We start from the raw sequence: 21996 nt of genomic DNA, 5'->3' as shown, positions 1-21996 counted from the left end.
GGGATGTCGATTATTACCGGTCGAGGACGCCGTGGCGAGGCAGTTCGAGGTCGTACCCGACTGCCTCGACGGTCCGGGTTGGCCACTTCCCCGTCGTCGACAGCGTCTCGACGTCGTCGTCGGTGACGACGTGGGTATCCTCGCTCTTTGCACCCTGAACAGTCGGGTTCCAGGCGTATCCCTGGGGGAGCACTACCGCGGCGTCACTGGAGGGGGTCGCGATCCACTCGCGGCCGGCGAATCCTGCTGCGCCACCCTGGTGGTGGTTGCGCCACTCGCCCTCCCATCCCTCGGCGTCGTACGCGTCGCGGATAGCGTCGAACACGTCGGCGGCTGTCCCACCGTCGCGCCCGACCTCGCGTGTCGCGGCCAGCGCCGTCGCCTCGACCCGCATCGCACTCTCGGCCCGGTCGGCCAGCCACTCGGGGGCATCGAAGGCCACCGTCCGGGTACAGCTGGTGTACAGGCCGTCTCGGCTGGCGGTGACCGACAGCAGCGCGTAGTCGTCGAGCGGTTCGTCTTTCGGAGTGTAGTGTCGGTAGGACTGCGCACGCTCGCTACCACCGACGAGGACGACCGGCGTCGCGATCCCCTCGCGTTCCAGCGCCTGCCGGAGGTCTGCGGTCACGCCCAGTTCAGTCTCGTCGGGCGCTACCTCACGAGCGACGGACTCGACGGCCGCGGCCACGTCCGCGCCGAGTTCGCGGTAGGTCTCGATCTGGTCGTCCGTCAGCGGTTGTCGGAGCGCCCCTGCGTCGACCGACTCGAACCCCTCGACGTCGAAGTCGGCGGCCGCTGGTGCCGGGCTGACGGACTCGACGACGTCGGCCAGGCCGCGCGCGTGCCAGTCGAAGGTCTCGATAGGGACGCCGTCGTCGAGTTCCTCGTCGCGCAGGCGCGGCGCCTCGATGTTGTCCGCGACGACCTGGACCTCGTCGCCGTCGTAGCCAGCCGCGGCGACACCGATGTCGCCCGCCCTGTCGACGACGTTGTCACCGCCGCCGGTCAGCCACGCGAAGGAGTTCGGTCGCGCGAACCAGACCGCTTCCAATCCGTTGGCTTCAAGATACGCGTCCAGTCGCTCGGTGAGTGACATACCACCGCTATCAGGAAGGGTGGTAATAAAAACTGGCGCCCGTTACAGTTCGAAGGTCTCGTCGCCCTCTAGGACGACGACCTCGGTGTCGCTGCCGGCCGCCTTGACCTCCCTGACGAAGTCCTCGGTTTCGATCTCGATCGGCGGGAAGGTGTCGTAGTGCATCGGGAAGGCGTAGTCGACGTCGAGCCAGTCGACGGCGATGGCGGCCTGCATCGGCCCCATCGTGAAGTGGTCGCCCACCGGGACCGCGGCGGCGTCGGGTTCGAGGTACGGACCGATGACCTCCCGCATCTCGGTCATCAGGCCGGTGTCGCCGGCGTGGTAGAACGTCGTCGACTCCTCGTCGCTGACCTGTGTCGGCTTCGTATCGGAGATGACGAAGCCCGCGGGCATCCCGCCAGTGGCCCCGTAGCCGGTCTCCATCCCGTTGGTGTGGTCTGCCCGATGCATCGTCACGAAGGCGTCGCCGATCTCGACGGTGCCGCCGAGGTTCATCCCCATGCCGCCGACGGCGTCGAACTCACCGAAGGTGTCCTGACAGTAGCCGACGACCTCCGGCGTCGCGACGAGGGTCGTCCCCTCGTACCGGTCGACGTCGCCGATGTGGTCGGCGTGGCCGTGTGTCAGGAGCACGTAGTCCGGATCCAGCTCCTCGGGGTCCGTATCCGTCTTCGGGTTGTCGAAGAACGGGTCGATGAGCAGGTCCGTGTCGTCAACCGCCACGTGCCAGGTCGAGTGACCGTACCAAGTCAGTTCCATAGACACTCATCTGTACTCCCGGCTGGTACTTAAGGCTACACCGCAACTGTGGAGGGCCGCCCGCCTACCGTTGGGTTCTTCGCGGGGGAGCCAGAGGGTCTGGGTATGGACTTCGACGCGACGTCCCGACGGGCCTTCCTCGGGGCGCTCGGTGCCGCCGCGGCGAGCGTTGCCGGCTGCCAGTCACCGGGCACGTCTGACACCGACGGGACGACTGGGAGCAGTACGGAAGCGACGACGCCCGTCGACGAGAACGGCTTCACGGCGGCCTACCGGACGGCTGTCGACGCGGTGGCCTCGATCAGGGTCTACGCCGAGGACGGCCGCGGTTCCCAGGGAAGTGGCTTTCTCATCGACGACCGGCACATGGTCACCAACGAACACGTCGTCGCCGGCGGCGAGGAGTACCACGTCCGCTTCCAGGATACGGGCTGGCGCGAGGTCGAACTGATCGGGGCGGACGTCTACAGCGATCTCGCCGTCTTGCGGCTCGACGATCCGCCAGCGGACACGGCGCCGCTGTCGTTCGTCGGCAGCGACCCACCCATCGGTACGCGCGTCGTCGCCATCGGCAACCCCTTCGGGCTGGCTGGCTCCGTCTCGGCGGGCATCGTCAGCGGCGTCGACCGGACGCTGGAGGGCGCGAACAACTTCTCTATCGCCGACGCAGTCCAGACCGACGCGGCGGTCAACCCCGGCAACAGCGGTGGCCCGCTCGTGACGCTGGACGGCGACGTCGTGGGCGTCATCAACGCCGGTGGCGGCGACAACGTCGCCTTCGCCGTCTCGGCGGCACTCACTCAGCGCGTCGTTCCGTCGCTCGTCCGGGACGGCAGCTACGACCACTCGTACATGGGGGTGATCCTCCGCGACGTGACCCCGCGGCTTGCCGAGGCGGCGTCTATCGACCCCGCGTCGGGCGTCTACATCGACGAGGTCGTCGAGGGTGGCCCATCCGACGGCGTGTTACAGGGCAGCGAGGAGACGGTGGTCCAGTCCGGCCTGGAGATCGGTATCGGCGGCGACGTCGTTCGACGACTGAACGACACGCCGACGCCGACCCGACAGGAACTGTCGACCTTCCTCTCCCTGCAGACCAGCCCGGGCGACACCATCGACGTCACACTCGACCGTGCCGGCCGACGACGAACCGTCGAGTTGACGCTCGGCACGCGACCGCGCCCCTGAGTCTCTGATAGCGCAGCGAGCTCGTCACCAACGAACGCAGGACCTGTGTGCACACCGCGTTCAAGTCAGCATCGGCCATGTGGCCTTTTGATCGTGTTGCATACTCAGGCGTGACAGTTTAAGCTTCTAGAGTCCAAACCTGTCTCCATGGCGACTATCGCCACGTTCACACTTCCCGTGGGGGAGTTTCCGCTCGGGGAGATCTTCTCCGAGCATCCGGAACTCACTGTCGAACTGGAACGGGTCGTCCCGACCACCAGGGGGATCATCCCGTACTTCTGGCTCCAGCAGGCTGAGGGGACCGACAGGCTGGAGATAGACCCCTTTCGATTTGCCCACGTAGCCACCATCGAAGTCATCGACACACTCCCCGATGCACAACTGGTTCGCGCGGAGTGGGTCAGCGATTTCGAGGGGATACTTCGCCCCATCTCGGAGTGTAACGTCGCACTCATCTCCGGTACCGGGACGGCCGAGGGTTGGGCGTTCGAGATCCGTGCAGATCGTCACGATGACCTGGCCACGTTCCAGGAGAAGTGCCGCGAGAACGGCCTCTCGATCAGATTGCAGACCGTCCAATCCCTGTCCGATACCGAGTTCAACGACCAGTACAACCTGACCAAGAACCAGAGAGAAGCGCTCGTGTTGGCCTACCAGCGCGGGTACTTCCGCTCTCCGCGCGAGGTGACACTCGAAGACCTCGGCGACGAACTGGGCATCACGGGCCAGTCCGTCGGTTCACGACTGCGCCGGGGTACGCATCGACTCATCGGCGCCACTATCGGCGAATCGAAGTAAGCTCGTCTTATTTATACGCCGTTCCTGTGAAAAAGGAATACTGACACGAACAGACAGAATACATAGGGCTAATGAGTTCAGGTGATGTGAACGACGACGAATCGCAGGAGCGGCCTGTTCCAGGTGGGGACGTCGTCGACGGGGTGTATCGCTCGCAGGTCGACCTTCTCGAACGAACGCCCAGCGAAGTAATCGTCATGGCAGTCTCGGAAGCGACCGACACGGACCCGCTGGAGTTGCCGCCGCTGTACGAGACAATCGATCCGGACGCCGTAGACGCGCTCTTCCGACCGCTTTCGGACGCTAACGGGCGGGATACCGACGGGACGACAGTCTCTGGTGCGACGAAGATCGTGCTCTCGTATGCTGGGTCCCGTATCGAACTGGGCACGGGTGGGGTCGTCTCGGTGCGACCGAACTGACCGGCCTCGGCAGTCGTAGCCGCTGGAGGAGCACCTCGTAGCGACCGTCGCGTCAGTTCAAAACGACGAACCGGTAGTTCAGGAGCGCGGCGAAGCTGATCCACAGGAGGTACGGGATCAGGAGTGCGCCGGCGCGTCTGTCGATCCGCCAGAACGTCCAGAGCGTCGGGACGACGACGAGCCAGAGGCCGACGACGACCGCCAGGGCCAGCGTGAGGTCTTGCGCGGAGAAGAACGTCGGCGTCCAGGCCACGTTGACGGCCATCTGGGCGACGAACAGTCTGATAGCGACGGCTCCTTCGGGCGTCGCTCGCGCGTCGCGCCAGACCAGATACAGCGCCATGCCGAGCAGTGTGAACAGGAGCGGCCAGACGACGCCGAAGATCCACGGTGGTGGATAGATGGCCGGTTTGGTCAGCGACTGGAACCACGCCGAATCAGGACCACCCAGTAGCGCTGGGAGTGCACCGACGACGTTCACGAGAACGATGGCTGCCACGACGCCAGGGATGTCCTGTCGATCAAGTGCCCATGGGCGTCGGTTCGCCTCGCCGTGGTCGCTCATACAGAAGATACGAGGTGGACGCGGATAGCTGTTGCCGATTTCAGTCCAGCGGCTCGGCGGCGTCCTGTTCGACGAGCGGGTCGGCGTTGTCCGCGGGCAGTGTCACGACGTCGTCGGTCGAGAGGTCGTACTCACGCTCGTCGACGCCGAAGATCTCGCCCACGTCGGCGGTGATACGGACGGTCTGGCGGTCGACGGTCGTCTCGCCGCCGTCGGGTTCCGGCGTTCGCTCCGCCGCCTGTGGCCCACCATCTGTCTCGCCCGCAGGAGCCTGCGGTGGGGCCTCCTCGTCGGCGATGGCCGCTGCCTCGCTGCGTGGCCTGTCGGTCCCGTCGTCGCCGCCCGATTGTGTCTCCGTCCCGCCACCCATCAGGTCGGCAGCGTCGACGGTCGGTTCCGTGTCCGCAGTGGACTGATCGGGCGCCGACTCGGCGGGTGTGACGTCTGGCTGGTCGGACGACGGGCGGTCGGTCTCGGACGTGCTGGCAGAGTCCGTGACGGCTGGCGTCGACTGGGCGTCGCTCCCGGCCGAGGCCTCACCGGCGATGACGTCCAGGACGTGGCCGCGGTTCTGCTCGATGGCCGTGACGAGCGTCTCGAAGAGGTCCTGTTCCTCCTGTGTGAGGCCGCCGTCCTCGGTGGGCATGTCGGCGGCGGCCAGCGAGGCCTTCTTGACGACCTTCCCCACGCGGCGTTCGTAGATGGCCTCGACGGTCTGTTCGGCCGTCTTGATGTCGTTGGTGAGCCGGTTCACCTCGGGGGCGTCGAAGGGGTCGTCGGCGCGTTCGGCCGCGCGTTCGCGTTCCTCGCGGAGCTGGTTGACGAACTCGCCAGCCTCCTCGTAGAAGGTCGGACGCAGCTGCTGGAGCTGGTCGGTCTGGCGCTCGCGGGACTTGACTGACTGGAGTTCGTCGAGATTCATTCCTGGGCCTTCTCAGCACGCCCGCGGGTCATCAGGAAGACGCCCACGGCTTCTGGTACCGATACCTCTCCTTCCTCCAGTGTAAAAGTATCGCCGTCGAGGTCGATGCGGCCGCCATCCGTCACTTCGACGGTTATCTCGTGGCCACGGAACGTCTCCGGGACCGCGTCGACGAGCGGGTCGAAGTCGGCCAACGCGTCCCGTTCGAGACGCCTGACGGCCAGTCCGCTCCCGCCGTGGAGCGAGCCCGGCAGCCGGATGAGCCGGTTCGTGTCCGTCGTCACCGGCTCGTCGATGGGCGCGTTGTCGCTGGCGACGGCCTCGTGGACGACGAGTTTCGCGAGTTGGAACACCGCGGGGTGGACGTCGATGTTGCCCCGCTGCAGTTCGTCGTAGTTGTTCCGGGCGGCGGTCAGCGCGGCCGTCGCCTTGCCCTCGCCGATGCGGTCGTACTCCTGGAGGCGTTCGATAGCCTCGGCTTCCTCCATCGCCAGCAGGTCGTCGAACAGCGAGAGGAGGTGACTGTGCGCTCGCGCGCTCCAGCCGCCGTCGACGTCGAGCATCCGTTTCTGGGCGGGGCTGGAGCGGCCTGCAGTTCCGGCGACGGCTTCGGAACTGACCAGTTCCTCGAACTCCAGGCCGATGCCGCGGACGTAGTCGACGATCTCGCGCCGTGCGTTCCGTTCGAGCCCCTGGATACCCGCGTCCCTGACGTGGACGTGGTAGCCACGCCCGCCCGAGAAGACGACCGTCAGATCCTCGAAGCCGAAGTCGTCCTCCAGAAAGTCCAGCAGTCGCAAGAGAGCGTCCTTGCACTTGGCGAGCATCTGAGCGTAACTGTCCTCGCCGAGCGTGACCGACGGCAGGTGGTCGGCGTCGAGGTCGAACACCAGGTCGGAGGCGCGCCACCCCTTGTCACTCATGCGGGACGCGCTCGGGTCGTCGTACCGTCCCGCGGAGAAGTAGACGTGTCGCGGCTTGTCCCGGCCGAGAAACCCCTCGATGTCGCCCAGGTCCAGCAGCGACTCGTGACGGATCATCGTCTCGCCGGGCCCCTCGGTCCAGGGAATGTACCCCCATTCGCGTTCGTTCGCACCCGGCGGCGGCGTCACCGACGCCTGTCGGTAGTGGTCACCGAAGCGCCCCTGGAGGTAGTTGCGCGTCCGCTGTTCCATCGGCTATCCGCTTGGGTGGGTCCGGTCAAAAGCGTTCCCTTACCTGCGGAGGAGCTTCGTCAGTTTCTCGGTGATCGAGTCGTCGCCCAGTTTCAGGTAGTAGGCGTCGCCGCCGTCCTCGTAGTAGTCGTCGATCCGGCGACGGATCTCGAACCCGATGTGGGTGTAGAACTCGATGGCCTCGCGGTTGGTCGTCCGTGCGTGACAGGTGACGCTCCCGTAGTCCTCGGCGACGCGGGCGATGAGTCGTTTCCCGAAGCCGTGGCCCCGGTAGTCGCTGTCGACGGCGAGAAAGAGGATGTAGCCGTCACGGCGCACCGAGGCGAACCCGATGAGTTTGTCCTCGGACCGGTCGATGTACAGGTAGACCCGCGACCGACGGTAGGCGTTCTGGAAGAAGCCGCGTCGCTGCCTGAGGACGCCCTCGGATTCGCGGATGGATTCCTTGAGGCGCCAGGCTGCACCGACGTAGTCGTCGTCCCCTCTGTCGACGACCTGTGTTTCGACGTTGACGCTCACTGGCATGGGTATAGCACTGGGACGAATATAATTCCACCGCCGTCCGTCCTGACACAGTAGAATTCACTGTCAGGACCGGAGACTCGACCGTCGAACGAGAGGTGGGAACACCGTTAGGTGGCCTCGCTCCAACTAAGGCGTATGAGTCCCGTCTCCTCAGCGAGCGGTGGTGCGTCCGACCTGTCGTCGAGCGCGCCACCACTCGCACACGTCGATTACGTCACCGACGGTCCCGGTGCGGCGGTGGACGCGGTCCAGTTCGTCGTCGCGGTCCTCTCGACTCCGTTCAACGCAGCCGTCTTCGCGTTCTCCGGCCTGCTCATCGTCGGCGGGCTCGCCGCCTACCTCTGGGTCCGGCCGACGATCACCGACATCGTCATCCTCCGTGACAAACTCGCCGGCTACACGGACCTCGTGCCGTGGATGCTCCGTCTGAGTATCGGTCTCCCACTCGTGGGAGCGGGGTTCCAGGGGTATCTGTTCGCGCCGACGATCTCCTTCGATACGACGGCGAACCCCCTCGTCCGGGTCCTGTTCATCGGGTTGGGGTTCTGTATCCTGTTCGGCCTGGCGACCCGCATCGTCTCGACGATCGGCCTCGGGACGTACGCCTCCGCCCTCCTGATCGACCCCAGCGTCGTCCTCGCACTGGAGTACGTCCCGGCGTTTCTCGCACTCGTGATCCTCGGCGGTGGCCGGCCCAGCGCCGACGACATGCTCCAGGCCGTCGCCAGCACCGACGGGACCTACTACGGGCGTGTCGACCCCGTCCACCACCTCAAGGGGTTCCTCGACAGCGCGACCGACCCGTACCGGCGCTACGTCCCGACGATCATCCGCGTCGGTATGGGCGTGTCGTTCATCTACCTGGGCCTGTTCCAGAAACTGGCCGACCCGGGCAGCGCGCTGCTGGTCGTCGAGAAGTACGACCTCACCGCGGTCGTCCCGGTCGACCCCGGACTGTGGGTGGTCGGCGCCGGTGTGACCGAGATCGCCGTGGGCCTCGCACTCGTTGCCGGCTTCTTCACCCGGGGGGCTGCGGCTGCTTCGTTCGTCCTGTTCACGACGACGCTGTTCGGGTTGCCCGACGACCCGGTCCTTGCTCACGTCGCGCTGTTCGGGATGGCGTCGGCCGTCTTCACGATGGGTGCCGGCCCGCTGTCGGTGGACTACGCCATCGGACGGCCGGCCGAGGAACCCGACGACACCGGCGTCCCTGCGGACTGATCGCCATCAGCTCCCGCCCGACCACTCGTCCAGTTGTGTCCGGTTCCCGCTCGTGTTGTAGTATATCGTTATCGTGTCGCTCTGTGCGACACTCGCCCCGTAGGCGTTGCCACTGCTCAACTGCGTGATATCGCCGGGGCCGATCGACGCCGACTCGTTCGTGTTGGCCAGGGCTGCCCAGGTGACGGTGCTCTGTGGCCCCACGAACTCGATGTTGCCGGCCTCCAGTTCGTCGCCCTGTGCGTGGGTGACCAGCAGGAGACTGCTGTCGTCGACGTAGTCGTACGTGAAGTTCGCCTGGACGCCGGCCTCGTCCTGGCTGTCGAAGACGAGGACACTCAGGCCAACAGATGCGGTCAGTACGATCGTCATCCCGATGAGGACCGCGACGCCGATCGATTCGGACATCCCGACCGAGTCGGTCCAGAACTGGCCAGCCATCTCTGTTGTCCAGTACGTAGGTGAGGCCGCATAAAGACTGTTCGGCCCAGGGGGAAGACACATGTCGGTCCGGGTCACAGCCATCAACATGATAGACGAGACCGTCGAGCAGATCGAGGAGATGCAGACCCACAGCTCATCGGTCGTCGCTGTGAAGGCTGCCGAGGCGCTCGCGACGCTCACCGAACGGGAGTACCCGACCGTCGACGAGTACCTCCGCGCCCTAGAGCGAAACAGCAGTGCCCTCCGCAGAGCCAACCCTTCCCACGCGTCGCTGCACACGACCCAGCGACGGATCGTCGAGGAGGTCGTCGACGCGAACCCCGGTGACATCGAGACGGCGAAGGAACTCACGCGGTCGGCGGTCGAAACCGTGGTCCAGAACGTCGAGACCGCCAAGGAGAAGGCCGCACAACGCGCCGCCGACCTCATCGCCGGGCACGACGTGCTGTTCACCCACGAGTACTCCTCGACGGTTCTGGACGCCATCGACGTGGCACTAGCCGACGGCGAATCGTTCGAGATCTACGTCACCGAGTCCCGGCCACGGTACATCGGCCGGAAGGCCGCCCGGTCGCTCGCCGAGCGCGACGGAGTCAACGTGACGCTCATCGTCGATAGCGCGGCGGGACACTTCCTCCCGAAGGCGGACCGCGTGCTCTTCGGGATGGACTGTATCGTCGACGACACGCTCTACAACCGCGTTGGGACCTACCCCATCGCTGCGACGGCGGCGGACGTCGGCGTCCCGGTCACTGTCGTCGGGGCGGCCGCGAAGTTCGCGGGTGGCGCGTTCGCCTTCGAGAACGACTTCCGCTCGCCGACCGAGGTGATGCGCGAACCGGCGGAGGGGTTCGAGGTGGCGAATCCGGCCTACGACGCCACCCCGACGCGATTGCTCGACTCGGTCGTCACGGACGAAGAAGTAATCGAGTACTGAGACTCACCGGTCGTCGATCTGTGTCCCGCAGTCGGGACAGTAGAGCGTCTCGCTCTCGCCATCCTCGCTGCGGTCCCAGTCCCCGCCCACGGGGTTCTCGTACCCACACACCTCACAGAAGAGGACACCCTTCTGGCGGGTGTGTGGCGGGCGCTCGGAACGCGCCGCGTCGACTGGGTAGGTATCGGTAGCTGTCATCACTGTAGTGGAGGGGCCACAGCGGGAAATAACTGTTGGATAATTGTTTGATTGTTCAGTAACTTCTGGTCCAAACGTCGGAAAACCATCCGTGAAAAATCATGGACGTGGCTTCACATGTACATCCGGTCGTCGGGCATCAGATCCTCGTCTGCCTCCTCCAGCCGCTGTGCGAGCGCCTGGTAGTGGGATTCGACGCTCGCCGCGAACGTCTCCAGCGGGCCGGTGTCGATCTGGATGTCGTGCGCCGTCGAGAGGGCGTCGAGGAGTCGCAACGCTGCGGAGGCGTCTGGTGCCTGTGCGTGGACGGGCGTCGTGAACACTCCGACGCGGACTGCATCGGTCCCGATGCCTCTGTCGACGAGTTCCGCGGGGAGGCCGTCGAGGAAGCCGTTCCCCATCGGGCGGATATCAGTCCCGTCGATGAACGCCTGGCGGTAGTCCTCGGTCGCGATGTAGAACGGGACGTGGTCGTCGGGCCCGTGTGCGACCGGCACTCCGGAGAGTATCGCGATCGACTCACACTCCAGGTCGCGGTACAGCCGCTCGATGGCGTCCGCGATACCTGCCGCGGCGTCCAGCGTCACCATTCGTTCGCCGACCATGACAGCGAACGACTGCTCGTCGTGGCGATACACCCGCGTATGGTGGCGGGGGTTCCCAGCCTCGAAGGGTGTGATCGGCGGTGGTCCGCCCCCCGTGAGGTGACCGATCTGCGACATCGGTAACTGGTCGGTGAGGTAGTCGACAGCCGTCAGTCCAGCCAGTCCGAACGTCGAGACCCCGACGACGAGTGTGTCGACGTTCCGGACGGAGTCGGTGAGTTCGAACTGCGGTTCCCTTGCCATGTGATCACAGTTGGTTGGCCACTGCTAATCAGTTGTGGAAGGGGGAACGCTTTTCTCGGGGGGTTGGTACAGTGTGGACATGGGCGCTGTCTCGTTGTTACAGGCGACACCAACACCGACGCCCACCCCGACCACCACCACGTCATTCGGTGGCCTCCTCCCGTTCGCTATCCCGATCTGGATCAGCCAGATACTCCAGACCCTCGTGGTGCTGGCGCTCGGCTATCTCGCCTCCAGAGTGATCGTCCAGTTGCTCGGCCGCCGGGTCGCCCAGCGGTTCAAACGGCCGAGCCTGACTCGCACCGTCCTCCGTGGCATCCGTGTGAGCGTGTTCATCCTGGCGCTCCTGTCGATCATGAACATCTGGGGGCTCGGCCTGGGCGAGATCGGCCTCTCCGTGGCCGTCTTCTCGGCCGTCATCGGTGTCATCCTCGCGCCGATCGTCGGGAGTTTCATCTCCGGGGTCTTCCTGCTGGCCGACCAGCCCTACGAGATCGGCGACATGGTGGAACTCGTCGATACGAATCAGCGCGGCTTCGTCGAGGACATCACGCTTCGCCACACGAAGATATTCACGATGGACAATACGTTCCTCGTCATCCCCAACGGGTCGATGCGGGACCGCGACGTCGTGAACTTCTCCGCCGAAGACTCCCGGACCCGTCTCTCGCTAGATGTCCTGGTCACCTACGAGAGCGATATCGAGCAGGCTCGACATCTCATCGAGGAAGCGGCGCGGGAGGTCGACAACGTCATCGGTGGCGGGCCGAACATCCGCATCGGCGCGGCCCGGTATCCCTCGGCACCGACGGCCTACATCAACGAGTTCGCAGACCACGGGGTGATGCTGACACTCCGCTACTGGGTGACGGAACCGTACAAGCTTCTGACGGCCCGGTCGAAGGTCCAGACGAACGTCTGGGCTAGATTGGACGAGGCCGACGTCGAGATTGCCTACCCCCACTCGCACCTGTATTTCGACGATACCAGCGGGGAACTGCAGGTCTCGATGAACGGGAGCGACTCGCCGGCGCCGAACTCGACTCAGGTCTCCGAGGACGACGTCGAGTACCGGGACGGCTGACTGTCGGGCGAGACCGTCACGATGTCACAGTCCAGTTCCTCCCGGAGGAACTGCTCGATGTCCGGATCGTCGACGAGTCGACGGATCATCTGGCGCCAGCGACCGACCTGTTTGTCGCCGATGACGACGACGTCCGCCTCCTGGGCAGCGACCTCGTCCAGAATCGTCTCCTCGACGAGCATCCCGGACCGGACGACGTACCGCGTCCGAGGGAGGTGTCCGAACGCCTCCTCGACGGTCGTCTTGAGCTGGGATCGTGAGACGTGCTGTCCGTTCTGATAGAGATTGACGTGCAAGACAGTGAGGGCGGCGTCGTCGGCCTCGGCGACACGGATTGCTTCCGCGAGGGTCGCCCGAGAGTTCTCAGAGAGTGGATACCGCACCGGAACGACGACCTGTTTCATCGACAGGTGGTTCGACCGCGGGGGGTAAAACCCTAGCGACGCACGACTCGACCGTCCACCGTCGGGTCGATCCCGTGCTCGCGGGTGTAGTCCGCCAGGACCTCGTACTGGAGCGCGTGCGTCTCGACGCGGTGAGCCTCGGTCAGTACCGGGAACTCCAGTGGCGACGTGAGCAGGTAGTCCGTCGTCGCGAGCGTGTAGGTGTCGTCTTCCTCGACCGGATCGCCGTCGATTCGAAGCCCCTCCACGGTCTTCGTCTCGCGCTCGAACGTCACTTCGAGACCGCTGACGTGGGCGTGCCACCACGAGGTGTCACCGTGATCGACCACGCGGCCACTGGCCTGCCGGCAGAGCCGCCGGAGTTCGTCGCCGGAGAGTCGAGCGACGACCACGGGTTCTTCGAAGGGGACGACGGAGACGAGGTCGGCAACGGTCACGTCCCCCGAAAGCGGCGTCTCGTCGGTTCTGACGCCACCGGCGTTCTGGAGCCCGATGTCCGCACCGGTCTGGGTGCGGTAGGCGTCGGCGACGAGATTCCCGATGCGACTCTCGCCCTCCTTCGTCGCTTGCCGCGACCGGGAGATGGGCTCTGTGACGTGAGCTACAGTCTCGTCGAGTCCGCTCGCCGCCAGTCGGTCCCGGACGGCGCTCGCGACGGCGTCGTCACGGATGCCGAACTCGTCGACGTCGCGGAACGCCGCGGTCGGCTGTCCCCCGTCGAGGTCAACCTCGACGACCGTGTGGCCGTTCGATCCGGGCCGCGCCAGCAGCGTCCCCTGGACCGTCGTCACCCGCCGCTCGTGGACGTGGCCGCCGAGGACGACGTCCACGTCGCAGGTCCGGGCGAGGCGCTCGTCGTCGCGACCCAGATGGGAGAGGACGACCACGTGGTCCGCGCCGCGCGAGCGCAGGGCCGCGACGGCGTCGCTCACCGCGGCGATCGGATCGGTGAACGTCAGCGGATCGGCGCCCGGACTGGTCGCGCCCGTGTCCGTGTTCGTCACGCCGACGAGACCGATCCGGATGCCGTCGACCTCCCGGACCGCCCACGACTCTGTCTCTCCGGCGAGGAACCGGTCCCCGTCCCGCCTGACGTTCGCGGTCAGCCACTGCTGTGGCGTCCGGTCGACGATATCCGAGATGGCCGCGACGCCGTGGTCGAAGTCGTGGTTGCCGAACGTCTCGAACGCCGGTTCGACGGCGTCGAACAGGTCGGCGGACTGACGGCCGTTCGTGACCATCGAGAGGACGCCGGGGCCGGTGTTGTCGCCAGTCCCGACGAGCAGCGCGTCGGCGCCGTCAAGTGCGTCCAGCGCGCCGGCCAGCCGAGCGAGCCGGTCCGGGTCGTCGTAGGCGTTCTCCACGTCGGAGTAGTGGACGAGACGAGGACTCATCACCTGCCTTTCGGAGACACGCCCGGATAGCCGTTCCGCAGTCGTTTAGCCGCTGGCCGTACAGACATCGATATGGAACAGCGTGCAGGACCCGACGGGAAGACGCTCTACGTCGACCACGAGGACGGCGATATCGGCACGAAAGCACCCTTCTACGTCGTCTATCTCGACGCCGACCGCGAGCGCCGCTGGGGCTTCTTCTGTGGGAACTGCGAGACGTTCAACAACGCCATGGACTCGATGGGCCGGATCCAGTGCAACGACTGTAGCAACCTCCGGAAAGCCGAGGAGTGGGACGCGGCCCACGAGTGAGGACAGTGTCGCGCGGCGGGCCTAGCCGCTCAGACGGACTGTAGCGCGGTCGCCTCGGGTTCCTCGAACAGTTTCGCGACCGCCTGGGAGGTCTCGGTCCCCTCGCTCGCGTTCTCCAGCAGGACCGTCTCGCTCGGGAACAGCTGTTCACCCAGTTCCAGGCCGTGGTCGTGAGCGGTCGACCCTGTGACGGTCAGGTAGACACCGATCCCGGTGGCCGCGATGTCGGCTTCCTCCTCGACACCGTCGTCGGGATAGGTGAACGTGATATCGTCGAGTGCGGCGGTCCCCAGGACTGCCTCGACGAGTCGTTCGTACCGCGGCGAGATACAGAAGTCCCCTTCGTAGTCGGTGACGAACGCCCGGTCCAGCCCGCCATCCTGGCTGTCGATGACGTCCGGTGTCGCCAGTAGCGTGTGGTAGACCGTGTCGCCCAGTCCCGTCACGACGCGGACGTCCGTGTCGAGTGGGTCGATACGGTCGTTGATCTCGTCGATGCTGGTCAGTGGCTCGTCGCGGAGCTGGACGACCTCCTCGAGCACGAGGTCGGCGCTGTCGAACCCGAGTGCGAACTCGTGGGTCCGCAGCGCACGGAACGGCTCCTCGCGCCCGACGAGCTGGACGTCGCCCTCGCTGGTCGGGACGGTGACGCTGTCGAAGACGATCCGGCGGGGCATCCCGTCCCTGTCGTCCCGTAACAGGGTGTACTCGGGCTCGGTCGGCTCGTCCAGCGTCGAGTAGGTGGCGAGCCGATCGTAGACGTGGTCCTCGGCGGTCTGGTTGTCCTTCGTGACCGCTTTCTCGTAGCGGAGCGTCGAGATGATGTCGTCCGCCCACTCGGTCGTGCCGGTCCGTGCGGCCAGTCGTTCGAGAACCGCTTCGAGAGGCCGCCCTTTGCGTGGAACGGCCACTCTGGTCGTCGTCATTGTGGAAACGCAGAACAGGGATCGGTAAAACGAATTCGGTTAGCTGCCGCCGCCGCCGATGACCGAGGACAGCTGCTCGCGCCACTCGTTGAGTTCCACGATCTCGTCTTCCAGTTCGGTGAGCCGTTCGTCGACCTCGCCGTCGCCGATCTCCTCGTGGAGCGCCTCGACCTCGCCTTCGAGATCGGAGATGTGCTCGTTGAGTTGCTCGATCTCCGTGTCGAACTCGTCGACGTCGTCCTCGACCGTCCGGAGGCTGTTGCCGATCGAGTTGACCTCGGATTCGACCTCGTCGACGTCCTCCTCGACGGTGCTGACCTCCTCTTCGAGGCTCTCGACGCCGTCGTTGGCCGACTGCGCGGTCGACCGTGCACTCTGGATGTCGGACTCGAAGGAGTTCAGTTCCGTCTCGAACTGATCGAGGCGCTGGCTGAACTCCTCGATCATCTCGTCGCCGGTCCCGTTCTCTTCGAGGAACTCTTCGAGAGCGTCCGTGTAGGCACGGAGATCCGCGATATCCTGCTGGAGGCGCTGGATCTTGGCGTTCGTCGCGCCGTCACCACCACCGCCACCGCTGCTGTCACCGTCTGAGACCGCATCGAGCGCACGCTGGAGGAGCTTCACGTCGTCCGGCGAGACGTTGCTCTGTCGGATCTCGTCGGCCATCGCGGCGATGACGGTCCCCTCACCGACCTCGCCGTTGGTGTCGGCGTCACCGTCCTCGCCGTCCGCGTCGGCCGACTCCGCGTCGGCCGAGGTCCCCGCGTCCGGGTTGTTCGGATCTTTGAGGTCCAGCGTCTCGATGTCTTCGTCGTCCTCGTCGTCCTCCAGTCCGGGGACGCTGTCGGCTTCGCCGGCGATGACGTCTTTGACCGCGTCGTCACCGCTTCCGACGATGTCCGCTTCGTCCTCGTCGAGCGGCGGATCGACCGACTCGATCTCGGGCTCGGTGAGGAACTTCTCGACGTCGTCGGTCCCGGTCGCGCGGATGCCGTAGACCGTCGTGTACTCCGAATCGGCCTGGATCTCCTTCTCGAAGGCGATGCGGTCCTCGTTGATGTCCCAGTATTCGCTGCCGTACTCCGGGTGAAAGCCCAGGTCCTCGACGGCGACGTCGTCTGGGACCGTGTCTACCAGACGGAGCGTCACTGGCTCTGAACGCTTCGAAGAGACGTTGAACGCGATAGCCGGCACGGGGAACTCGTCGGCTTCGAACCGCTTGGTGACGATCACCCCGTCGGAGCTGACGGTGACTTCTTCGTATGTTTGTGCATCACTCATGTATTCTATTCCGTGACCCTACACTATTAAATATGCATTGTATAGTTAGTCCGACACTACTGCCGAAAGCTAGGGGCTGCTTACAGGTCCACTCGGTCGCCGATCTTGGCGACGGTCAGTGAGTTCGGGTACTCGAAGCTGTTGGCGTGGTTGTGCAGCACGGTCGGTTCGGTCGTCATCCCCTTCCACATGTCCCAGTGGCTCGGCAGCAGGGTGTCCAACTGTAGTTCGTTGGCCGCCTCGACGATCATGTTCTCGTCGTTGTACCACTGGGTCCGGACGCCCTCGCCGGTCTCCTTGTCCTCGATCATGCCGATGGTCCCGAACGCCAGGACCCCCAGGTCGATGTCGTAGGACTCGCCGACCGTCTCGAAGTCGCCGGGACGGGCGTCGCCGCCGTGGAAGAAGGTGCCCGACTCGTGTTCGAAGACGTACGACACCGGATGTTCGGCGTCGGGGTCGTTCGCGGGCTCGACGTGGACCGTGATGTCGCCGATCTCGATGGAGTCGCCCTCTTCGACCTCGTGGAGCTGGTCGTCGGTCACGGACCAGTTCTTCGTCCACCCCTCCTCGCGGATGACGTCGTGACCGCTGTCGGTGGTGTAGTAGTCCGCGCCCGTACTCGCCAGGATCGGCGCCTGCGAGGGACCGTGGACGTGGTCGACGTGTTCGTGGGTCCCCAGGACTGCGTCGGCTTCGAGGACGTCCTCGGGGTTGAACGGCACCGGGACCATCCGCACGGTCCGCGGTGGGTCACCGATCCCGAGATAGGGGTCGATGAACACCGTCGTGTCGCCGCTGGATTTGACGATGAAGCCGTTACAGCCCAGATACCAGATCGCCAGTCCGTCGGGGTCGGCGTCCTCTACCGCGCGCAGGAGCCAGTCCTCCCAGTCAGAATCGACTGTCATACCGCAGTCTGTGCGTGGCCGCAGTTAAATCGTTACGGGTCGGCCGGAGATACCGTCTCAATCAGCGTACTGCTCGATCCGGTCGTCGCCCCGCTCGACGTCACGGATCGGCGGGAGTGAGCGGAGTCGTCCCGACAGCGCCAGATAGGCGGTCGCGACGAAGTTCGCGACGCCCAGTGCGACGAGGATCGTAACCGGGCCGACGACGGCCGCCACTGCGCCGCCGACGAGCGACCCGAACGGCGTGGCCAGTCCCTCCAGCGTGGTCATCGAACTCGTCACGCGGCCGATCATGTCTTCGGGGACGACCGTCTGGACGAGCGTGTCGAAGAGGACGCTGTTGCCGCCCGAGTAGACGATCGCGAGCGCGAAGAACGCGACGATAGCTGGTGTCCACGTCGACAGTGCCGCACCGATCCACGCGAGTCCCGTCAGCGCAGTCCCGCCGAGCATGAAGTAGCCGTAGGGCACACGGTCGAGTCTCGCCGAGAGGACCGACCCGACGAGCGCGCCCGCCGCGAGTGCCGACAGGAGAACGCCGTACAGCCCCGAGCCACCGCGAAGTGCGGCGTAGGCCGGGAGGATGGCCAGCATCGCGCCGGCGACGAAACTGACGAGGATCCGCGGGACGATGACGGGCAGGAACGCGGTCCCACGGAGATACGAGAGGCCGTCTCTGAAATCACCGACGTAGCGGCGGGTCCGCTCCCGGACGGATTCGGCGTCCCTGTCGTCCGCTGTGGTGGTGTCGTCCTGAGCCTGCGTCGTGGCTTCTCCCTCGGCTGCCCCCGTCTCGCCCGACCCACGCTCGGGGAGAGTCAGGCCAGCGAACAGGACGATGGCGATGGCGAACGTCCCGGCGTCGATCAGCAACGCACCGACCGCGCCCACCGCGGCCAGCCCGACGAGGATCCCCCCGACAGCGTTGAACGTCATGTTCACTCCCTCGTGGGCGGTGTTGAACACGGAGTTGGCCGTCGAGAGATGTTCGGTCTCGACGGTGCGGGGCAACGCCGACGACTGGGCGGGGTACGTGACCTGGTTGACGAGCGACGCCAGCGGGATGACGACCAGGACCAGTTCGACCGAGAGGACGCCAAGCCAGTCCGCGATCGGGATCGTCAGGACCAGCAGTCCCTGGATGGCCTGTGTCGAGACCAGGAGCCGCGGGACAGGAACGTCGTCGACGAGCGGGCCGACGAGGAACTGGAGCATCCCCGGGATCATCACGAGGAACGACGCGATGCCGGTGTAGACGGTCGACCCGCCGAGGTCGTGGACGAGCCAGAGGGCGGCGACGTAGTAGATGCTGTCCCCCGCGTTCGTCACGAGGCGGCCGACGAGCAGTCGGAGGAACGTCCGATTCCGGGCGAGGGCGTGCACGTCGCTCACTCTCTCGTGAGACTCAATGAATGTTGAGGATTTACAACAATAATGTCCTCCGGCCGATGGTATCGCGGTGGCGAGGGGAATATCTAATCGCTCACGCCAGCGCGTCGGCCAGCCGCTCGACCGGGTGTGGTGGTTCGTCGCCGTCGCCGAGCGGCCGGTCTGCCAGTTGCGTCCGGCAGGAGGCGCCGGGTGCGACCACGGTATCGCCGTCGCTCTCGGCGGTCTGTTCGTAGAGGATGCCGGCGATAGCCTTGCTCATCGAGTAGTGTTCGGCCTCGTAGCCGAAACTGCCGGCCATGCCACAACAGCCCGAATCCAGCGGGTCGACCTCGTAGCCGGCCCGCCGGAGGACACCGACGGCGTGGTGGTCTTTCTTCGTCGCTTTCTGGTGGCAGTGGCCGTGGTAGGTCAGCGACTCGACGGGGGCCTCCCAGTCGACGCCGCTGTCGAGTGCGAACCGGTCGAGGTACTCACAGACGCCGAAACTGCTGGCTGCGACAGTCGTCGCGTCGTCGTCGTGGCCCAGCAGGTCCAGATAATCCGACTGGAACATCACGGCGTCGGAGGGCTCGACCACGACGACGTCCCAGCCGTCTTCCACGCGGCCCCGGAGTGCGTCGACGTTCCTCCGTGCTCGGGACTTCGCTTTCCCCACGAAACCCTTGGAGTGGGCCGCTCGGCCCGAGGCGGTGACGTCACTCGGTACCTGGACGTGGACGCCCGCTGCCTCCAGCACTTCGACGGCAGCCCGGAGGACTTCGGGGTGGCTGTAGTTGTTGTAGGTGTCCGGAAAGAGGAGCGCTCGCCGGTCGGCCTCGGCTGCCGAAACTGTCGGGTCGTGGCTGGCCCACCACTTCTCGAAGGTCTGCCGCCGGAACGTGGGGAGGTCTCGCTCGCGAGCGATTCCGAGCACTTTCTCGGTCAGCAAATCGCTGCCGGGCAATCGCTGGGCCCAGTTCGAGACCGGCGCGAACGCGCTCCCGAGTTTCGAGAGCGTCTCGACGTTGGCGAATACCTTGTCCCGGAGGCTTGCGCCGTGTTCCTGGTGATGGGCGTACTCGACCTCGGTCTTCAGTTTCGCCATGTCGACCTCACTGGGACAGTCCCGCGCACAGCCCTTGCAGCCGATACAGAGGTCCATCACCTCCGAGACGAACGCCTCGTCGGTCGGATCGTCGGGCAGGTCGCCGCTCATCGCCGAGCGGAGCATGTTCGCCCGCCCTCGGGTCGCGGTGACCTCCTCGTCGGCGGCCCGGTAGGTCGGACACATCACCCCGCCGGTGGTCTCCTGGGGGCCGCGACAGCCCCCACAGCCGTGACAGAGTTCGACCATCCCCTGCATCCCGTTCTCGTTGGCCCAGTCCAGCGCGGGGTCGAAGTCGAAGTCGAACTCGTAGTCGGGCGAGAACCGGAGGTGTTCGGTCATGTCGGCCGTCCGCGCTCGCGGGGGTGCCTCGCCGGCCTCGACGGCCGCCTCGTCGACGCCGACGACCTGGCCGGGGTTCAACAGCCAGTCCGGATCGAAGGTGCGCTTGAGGTTCTGGAACACCTCCCAGACGTGGTCGCCGTACAGTTTGTGGTTCCACTGGGTGCGTGCGCGGCCGTCGCCGTGTTCGCCCGAGACCGACCCGCCGTACTCCCGGACGAGGTCGGTCGCGCCGTCGGCGATGGCTTCCATCTGGTCCACGCCCTCGACGGTCTTCGTGTTCACGAGCGGCCGGATGTGCAGGCAGCCCGGCCCGGCGTGGGCGTAGAACGACGCGAAGGTCCCCTCGTCTTCCAGCAGGTCCTGGAAGTCACTGACGTACTCCGGGAGGTTCTCCGGTGGGACCGCCGTGTCCTCGATGAAACTGATGTGCTTGGCGTCGCTCGTCCGGGAGAGCAGGATCGGGAGGCCGGACTTGCGGAGTTTCCAGAACCGCTCGCGCTCGGCGTCGTCGTGGGCCTCTCGGCCGTGGAACGCCCGGACCGGCGCTGCGGTCAGATCCTCCGCACCTTCCTGTGGGACACCCACCGACGAGACATCACCGACGCGGTCGGCGAGCAGGTCCGCGACCTTCTGTTTGCCCGCCGCACTGCTGTCGGCGTAGAACTCGACGAGCAGGACCGCGCCGGTCCCCTCGGGGACGATATCGTCGACGAGGTCGCCGAACTCCTCGGTATCACCCGCTAACTCCAGCAATACGTCGTCGAGCACCTCGACGGCCGCCGGGTCGTGTTCGAGGATTGGCGCGACGTCCTTCATCGCGGTGACGAGGTCCTCGAAGGCAAGCAGAGCGAGCGACTTCGTCTCCGGGATGGGTTCCAGCGAGACGGTCGCCTCCGTGACGACGGCCAGAGTTCCCTCGCTGCCCGCCAGCACTCGGGCGACGTTGACCGTGTCCGGGTCGCCGTACTCACCCGAGACCTCGGCGACGAACCGATCCAGGTTGTACCCCGAGACGTTGCGTTTCAGGTCGGGGAACGCGTCGTCGATGGCGTCGCGTTCCTCGTCGAGGATCCGGACCAGTTCGGCGTAGATGCGTGCTTCGAGGTCGCCGTCGGCGTCGGCTGCGTCCCGCAACTCGTCGACGGTCATCTCACCGAACGTGGTGACGGTCCCGTCGGCGAGTACCACCTCGCACTCCTCGACGTAGTGGTCGGTCTTGCCGTACTGCAGCGAGTGGGCGCCGGTGGAGTTGTTGCCGATGGCGCCGCCGAGTGCCGATTTGTCGCCCCAGGCGGGGTCCGGCGCGAACTTCAGGTCGTGGGCGGCCAGTTCGGCGTTCAGGTCCCCCAGCGTCGTCCCGACCTGGGCGACGGCGCGTTCCTCGTCCGGGTCGACGTCGACGAGCGCGTCCATGTACCGCGTGAAATCGAGGACGACAGCCTCGTTGACCGCCTGGCCGGCGAGGCTCGTCCCGCCGCCCCGAGGGAGGACAGGAATCTCCCGCTGCGCGCAGTAGGAGACGACGGCCGCGACGTCGTCCGTCGACCGGGGGTAGACGACGCCGACCGGCGTCATCTCGTAGGCGCTGGCGTCCGTCGCGTACAGTTCCCTGGAGTAGTCGTCGAACCGGACCGTCCCCTCGACGCGCTCTGTGAGGTCCGCGACGAGCGCCGGTCGAGCGACGGCGTCTGACTGGTGGTCGTAGTCGGCCCGTTCGTCGCTGGCCGGGTCACCGCGTGGCCCCTGCTCGGTTGCGCCCATG

General features: G+C 65.9%; 23 protein-coding genes. 7 read left to right on the top strand and 16 right to left on the bottom strand.

Features of this window, described 5'->3' with window-relative positions:
- Nucleotides 1-13: 13 nt before the first annotated feature.
- Both Hhyl2_RS06255 and Hhyl2_RS06250 read right to left on the bottom strand, forming a co-directional pair.
- The gene (locus tag Hhyl2_RS06255; protein WP_483549874.1) at nucleotides 14-1096 is read right to left on the bottom strand and encodes a M24 family metallopeptidase; all 1083 of its coding nucleotides are present in this window, start codon (nucleotides 1094-1096) and stop codon (nucleotides 14-16) included.
- A gap of 42 nt (nucleotides 1097-1138) precedes the next feature.
- On the bottom strand, nucleotides 1139-1858 hold the full coding sequence (locus Hhyl2_RS06250) for a metal-dependent hydrolase (RefSeq protein WP_483549873.1): 720 nt from the start codon (nucleotides 1856-1858) through the stop codon (nucleotides 1139-1141).
- Between the two features lie 105 nt (nucleotides 1859-1963).
- Between Hhyl2_RS06250 and Hhyl2_RS06245 the strand changes: the two genes are divergently transcribed.
- From Hhyl2_RS06245 to Hhyl2_RS06235, 3 genes are all read left to right on the top strand, one after another.
- A complete protein-coding gene (locus tag Hhyl2_RS06245) occupies nucleotides 1964-3046 on the top strand; it encodes a S1C family serine protease (RefSeq protein WP_483549872.1) in 1083 nt (360 codons plus the stop codon).
- A 147-nt stretch (nucleotides 3047-3193) separates the two neighbouring features.
- Nucleotides 3194-3844 (top strand): helix-turn-helix domain-containing protein, encoded by a 651-nt coding sequence (locus Hhyl2_RS06240; RefSeq protein WP_483549871.1) that lies wholly within the window; start codon nucleotides 3194-3196, stop codon nucleotides 3842-3844.
- Between the two features lie 71 nt (nucleotides 3845-3915).
- Nucleotides 3916-4266, top strand: a complete 351-nt coding sequence (locus Hhyl2_RS06235) for a HalOD1 output domain-containing protein (RefSeq protein ID WP_483549870.1) — start codon at nucleotides 3916-3918, stop codon at nucleotides 4264-4266.
- Between the two features lie 52 nt (nucleotides 4267-4318).
- Here the strand turns inward: Hhyl2_RS06235 and Hhyl2_RS06230 are convergent, their stop codons facing one another.
- Genes Hhyl2_RS06230 through Hhyl2_RS06215 form a run of 4 tightly spaced genes read right to left on the bottom strand, consistent with a single transcriptional unit; the run spans nucleotide 4319 to nucleotide 7447 of the window.
- Complete coding sequence (locus tag Hhyl2_RS06230) at nucleotides 4319-4831, bottom strand: TspO/MBR family protein (RefSeq protein WP_483549869.1); 513 nt, start codon at nucleotides 4829-4831, stop codon at nucleotides 4319-4321.
- Nucleotides 4832-4871: 40 nt separating this feature from the next.
- Nucleotides 4872-5753, bottom strand: coding sequence for a hypothetical protein (locus Hhyl2_RS06225; RefSeq protein ID WP_483549868.1), 882 nt, complete (start codon nucleotides 5751-5753; stop codon nucleotides 4872-4874).
- A complete protein-coding gene (gene priS, locus Hhyl2_RS06220) occupies nucleotides 5750-6928 on the bottom strand; it encodes a DNA primase small subunit PriS (protein ID WP_483549867.1) in 1179 nt (392 codons plus the stop codon). The genes Hhyl2_RS06225 and priS overlap by 4 nt, the downstream gene beginning before the upstream one ends.
- Nucleotides 6929-6967: 39 nt before the next feature.
- Entirely contained in the window at nucleotides 6968-7447 is a 480-nt protein-coding gene (locus Hhyl2_RS06215; RefSeq protein ID WP_483549866.1) for a GNAT family N-acetyltransferase, read from the bottom strand.
- A gap of 141 nt (nucleotides 7448-7588) precedes the next feature.
- Between Hhyl2_RS06215 and Hhyl2_RS06210 the strand changes: the two genes are divergently transcribed.
- Nucleotides 7589-8674 (top strand): DoxX family protein, encoded by a 1086-nt coding sequence (locus tag Hhyl2_RS06210; RefSeq protein ID WP_483549865.1) that lies wholly within the window; start codon nucleotides 7589-7591, stop codon nucleotides 8672-8674.
- A gap of 6 nt (nucleotides 8675-8680) precedes the next feature.
- On the opposite strand, the gene Hhyl2_RS06205 is transcribed toward Hhyl2_RS06210, so the two are convergent.
- Entirely contained in the window at nucleotides 8681-9115 is a 435-nt protein-coding gene (locus Hhyl2_RS06205; protein WP_483549864.1) for a type IV pilin domain-containing protein, read from the bottom strand.
- Nucleotides 9116-9203: 88 nt separating this feature from the next.
- On the opposite strand from Hhyl2_RS06205, the gene Hhyl2_RS06200 reads away from it, so the two are divergent.
- The gene (locus Hhyl2_RS06200) at nucleotides 9204-10055 is read left to right on the top strand and encodes an eIF2B alpha/beta/delta subunit family protein (protein WP_483549863.1); all 852 of its coding nucleotides are present in this window, start codon (nucleotides 9204-9206) and stop codon (nucleotides 10053-10055) included.
- A gap of 3 nt (nucleotides 10056-10058) precedes the next feature.
- Here the strand turns inward: Hhyl2_RS06200 and Hhyl2_RS06195 are convergent, their stop codons facing one another.
- Together Hhyl2_RS06195 and Hhyl2_RS06190 are read right to left on the bottom strand one after the other, a co-directional pair.
- Nucleotides 10059-10253 (bottom strand): DUF8106 domain-containing protein, encoded by a 195-nt coding sequence (locus tag Hhyl2_RS06195; RefSeq protein WP_483549862.1) that lies wholly within the window; start codon nucleotides 10251-10253, stop codon nucleotides 10059-10061.
- A 113-nt stretch (nucleotides 10254-10366) separates the two neighbouring features.
- Complete coding sequence (locus Hhyl2_RS06190) at nucleotides 10367-11101, bottom strand: proteasome assembly chaperone family protein (RefSeq protein WP_483549861.1); 735 nt, start codon at nucleotides 11099-11101, stop codon at nucleotides 10367-10369.
- A 79-nt stretch (nucleotides 11102-11180) separates the two neighbouring features.
- Here Hhyl2_RS06190 and Hhyl2_RS06185 point away from each other — a divergent pair, with 79 nt between their 5' ends.
- A complete protein-coding gene (locus Hhyl2_RS06185; RefSeq protein ID WP_483549860.1) occupies nucleotides 11181-12185 on the top strand; it encodes a mechanosensitive ion channel family protein in 1005 nt (334 codons plus the stop codon).
- Here Hhyl2_RS06185 and Hhyl2_RS06180 read toward each other — a convergent pair.
- Both Hhyl2_RS06180 and Hhyl2_RS06175 read right to left on the bottom strand, forming a co-directional pair.
- Nucleotides 12146-12589, bottom strand: a complete 444-nt coding sequence (locus Hhyl2_RS06180; RefSeq protein WP_483549859.1) for a universal stress protein — start codon at nucleotides 12587-12589, stop codon at nucleotides 12146-12148. The two genes, Hhyl2_RS06185 and Hhyl2_RS06180, sit on opposite strands and share 40 nt — an antisense overlap.
- Nucleotides 12590-12621: 32 nt before the next feature.
- Nucleotides 12622-13983 carry a bifunctional metallophosphatase/5'-nucleotidase gene (locus Hhyl2_RS06175; protein ID WP_483549858.1) on the bottom strand — a complete coding sequence of 454 codons (1362 nt, stop codon included), beginning with the start codon at nucleotides 13981-13983 and terminating at the stop codon, nucleotides 12622-12624.
- 72 nt (nucleotides 13984-14055) lie between these two features.
- Between Hhyl2_RS06175 and Hhyl2_RS06170 the strand changes: the two genes are divergently transcribed.
- The gene (locus Hhyl2_RS06170) at nucleotides 14056-14295 is read left to right on the top strand and encodes a DUF5816 domain-containing protein (RefSeq protein WP_483549857.1); all 240 of its coding nucleotides are present in this window, start codon (nucleotides 14056-14058) and stop codon (nucleotides 14293-14295) included.
- Nucleotides 14296-14324: 29 nt separating this feature from the next.
- Here the strand turns inward: Hhyl2_RS06170 and Hhyl2_RS06165 are convergent, their stop codons facing one another.
- The 5 genes from Hhyl2_RS06165 to Hhyl2_RS06145 all read right to left on the bottom strand — a co-directional run bounded on the left by Hhyl2_RS06165 (nucleotide 14325) and on the right by Hhyl2_RS06145 (nucleotide 21995).
- Nucleotides 14325-15221 (bottom strand): phosphoribosyltransferase HisG-related protein, encoded by an 897-nt coding sequence (locus Hhyl2_RS06165; protein ID WP_483549856.1) that lies wholly within the window; start codon nucleotides 15219-15221, stop codon nucleotides 14325-14327.
- 39 nt (nucleotides 15222-15260) lie between these two features.
- The gene (locus tag Hhyl2_RS06160) at nucleotides 15261-16502 is read right to left on the bottom strand and encodes a zinc ribbon domain-containing protein (protein ID WP_483549855.1); all 1242 of its coding nucleotides are present in this window, start codon (nucleotides 16500-16502) and stop codon (nucleotides 15261-15263) included.
- Between the two features lie 80 nt (nucleotides 16503-16582).
- Nucleotides 16583-17413, bottom strand: coding sequence for an MBL fold metallo-hydrolase (locus Hhyl2_RS06155; RefSeq protein ID WP_483549854.1), 831 nt, complete (start codon nucleotides 17411-17413; stop codon nucleotides 16583-16585).
- A 57-nt stretch (nucleotides 17414-17470) separates the two neighbouring features.
- A complete protein-coding gene (locus tag Hhyl2_RS06150) occupies nucleotides 17471-18796 on the bottom strand; it encodes an MFS transporter (RefSeq protein WP_483549853.1) in 1326 nt (441 codons plus the stop codon).
- 100 nt (nucleotides 18797-18896) lie between these two features.
- Nucleotides 18897-21995, bottom strand: coding sequence for an FAD-binding and (Fe-S)-binding domain-containing protein (locus Hhyl2_RS06145; protein ID WP_483549852.1), 3099 nt, complete (start codon nucleotides 21993-21995; stop codon nucleotides 18897-18899).
- Between the last annotated feature and the right edge of the window lies 1 nt (nucleotide 21996).

It is taken from the genome of Haloarcula sp. H-hyl2 (assembly GCF_056934385.1).
Note: the sequence above shows the minus strand (reverse complement) of the source record. Positions and strands in the feature narration are given on the sequence as shown.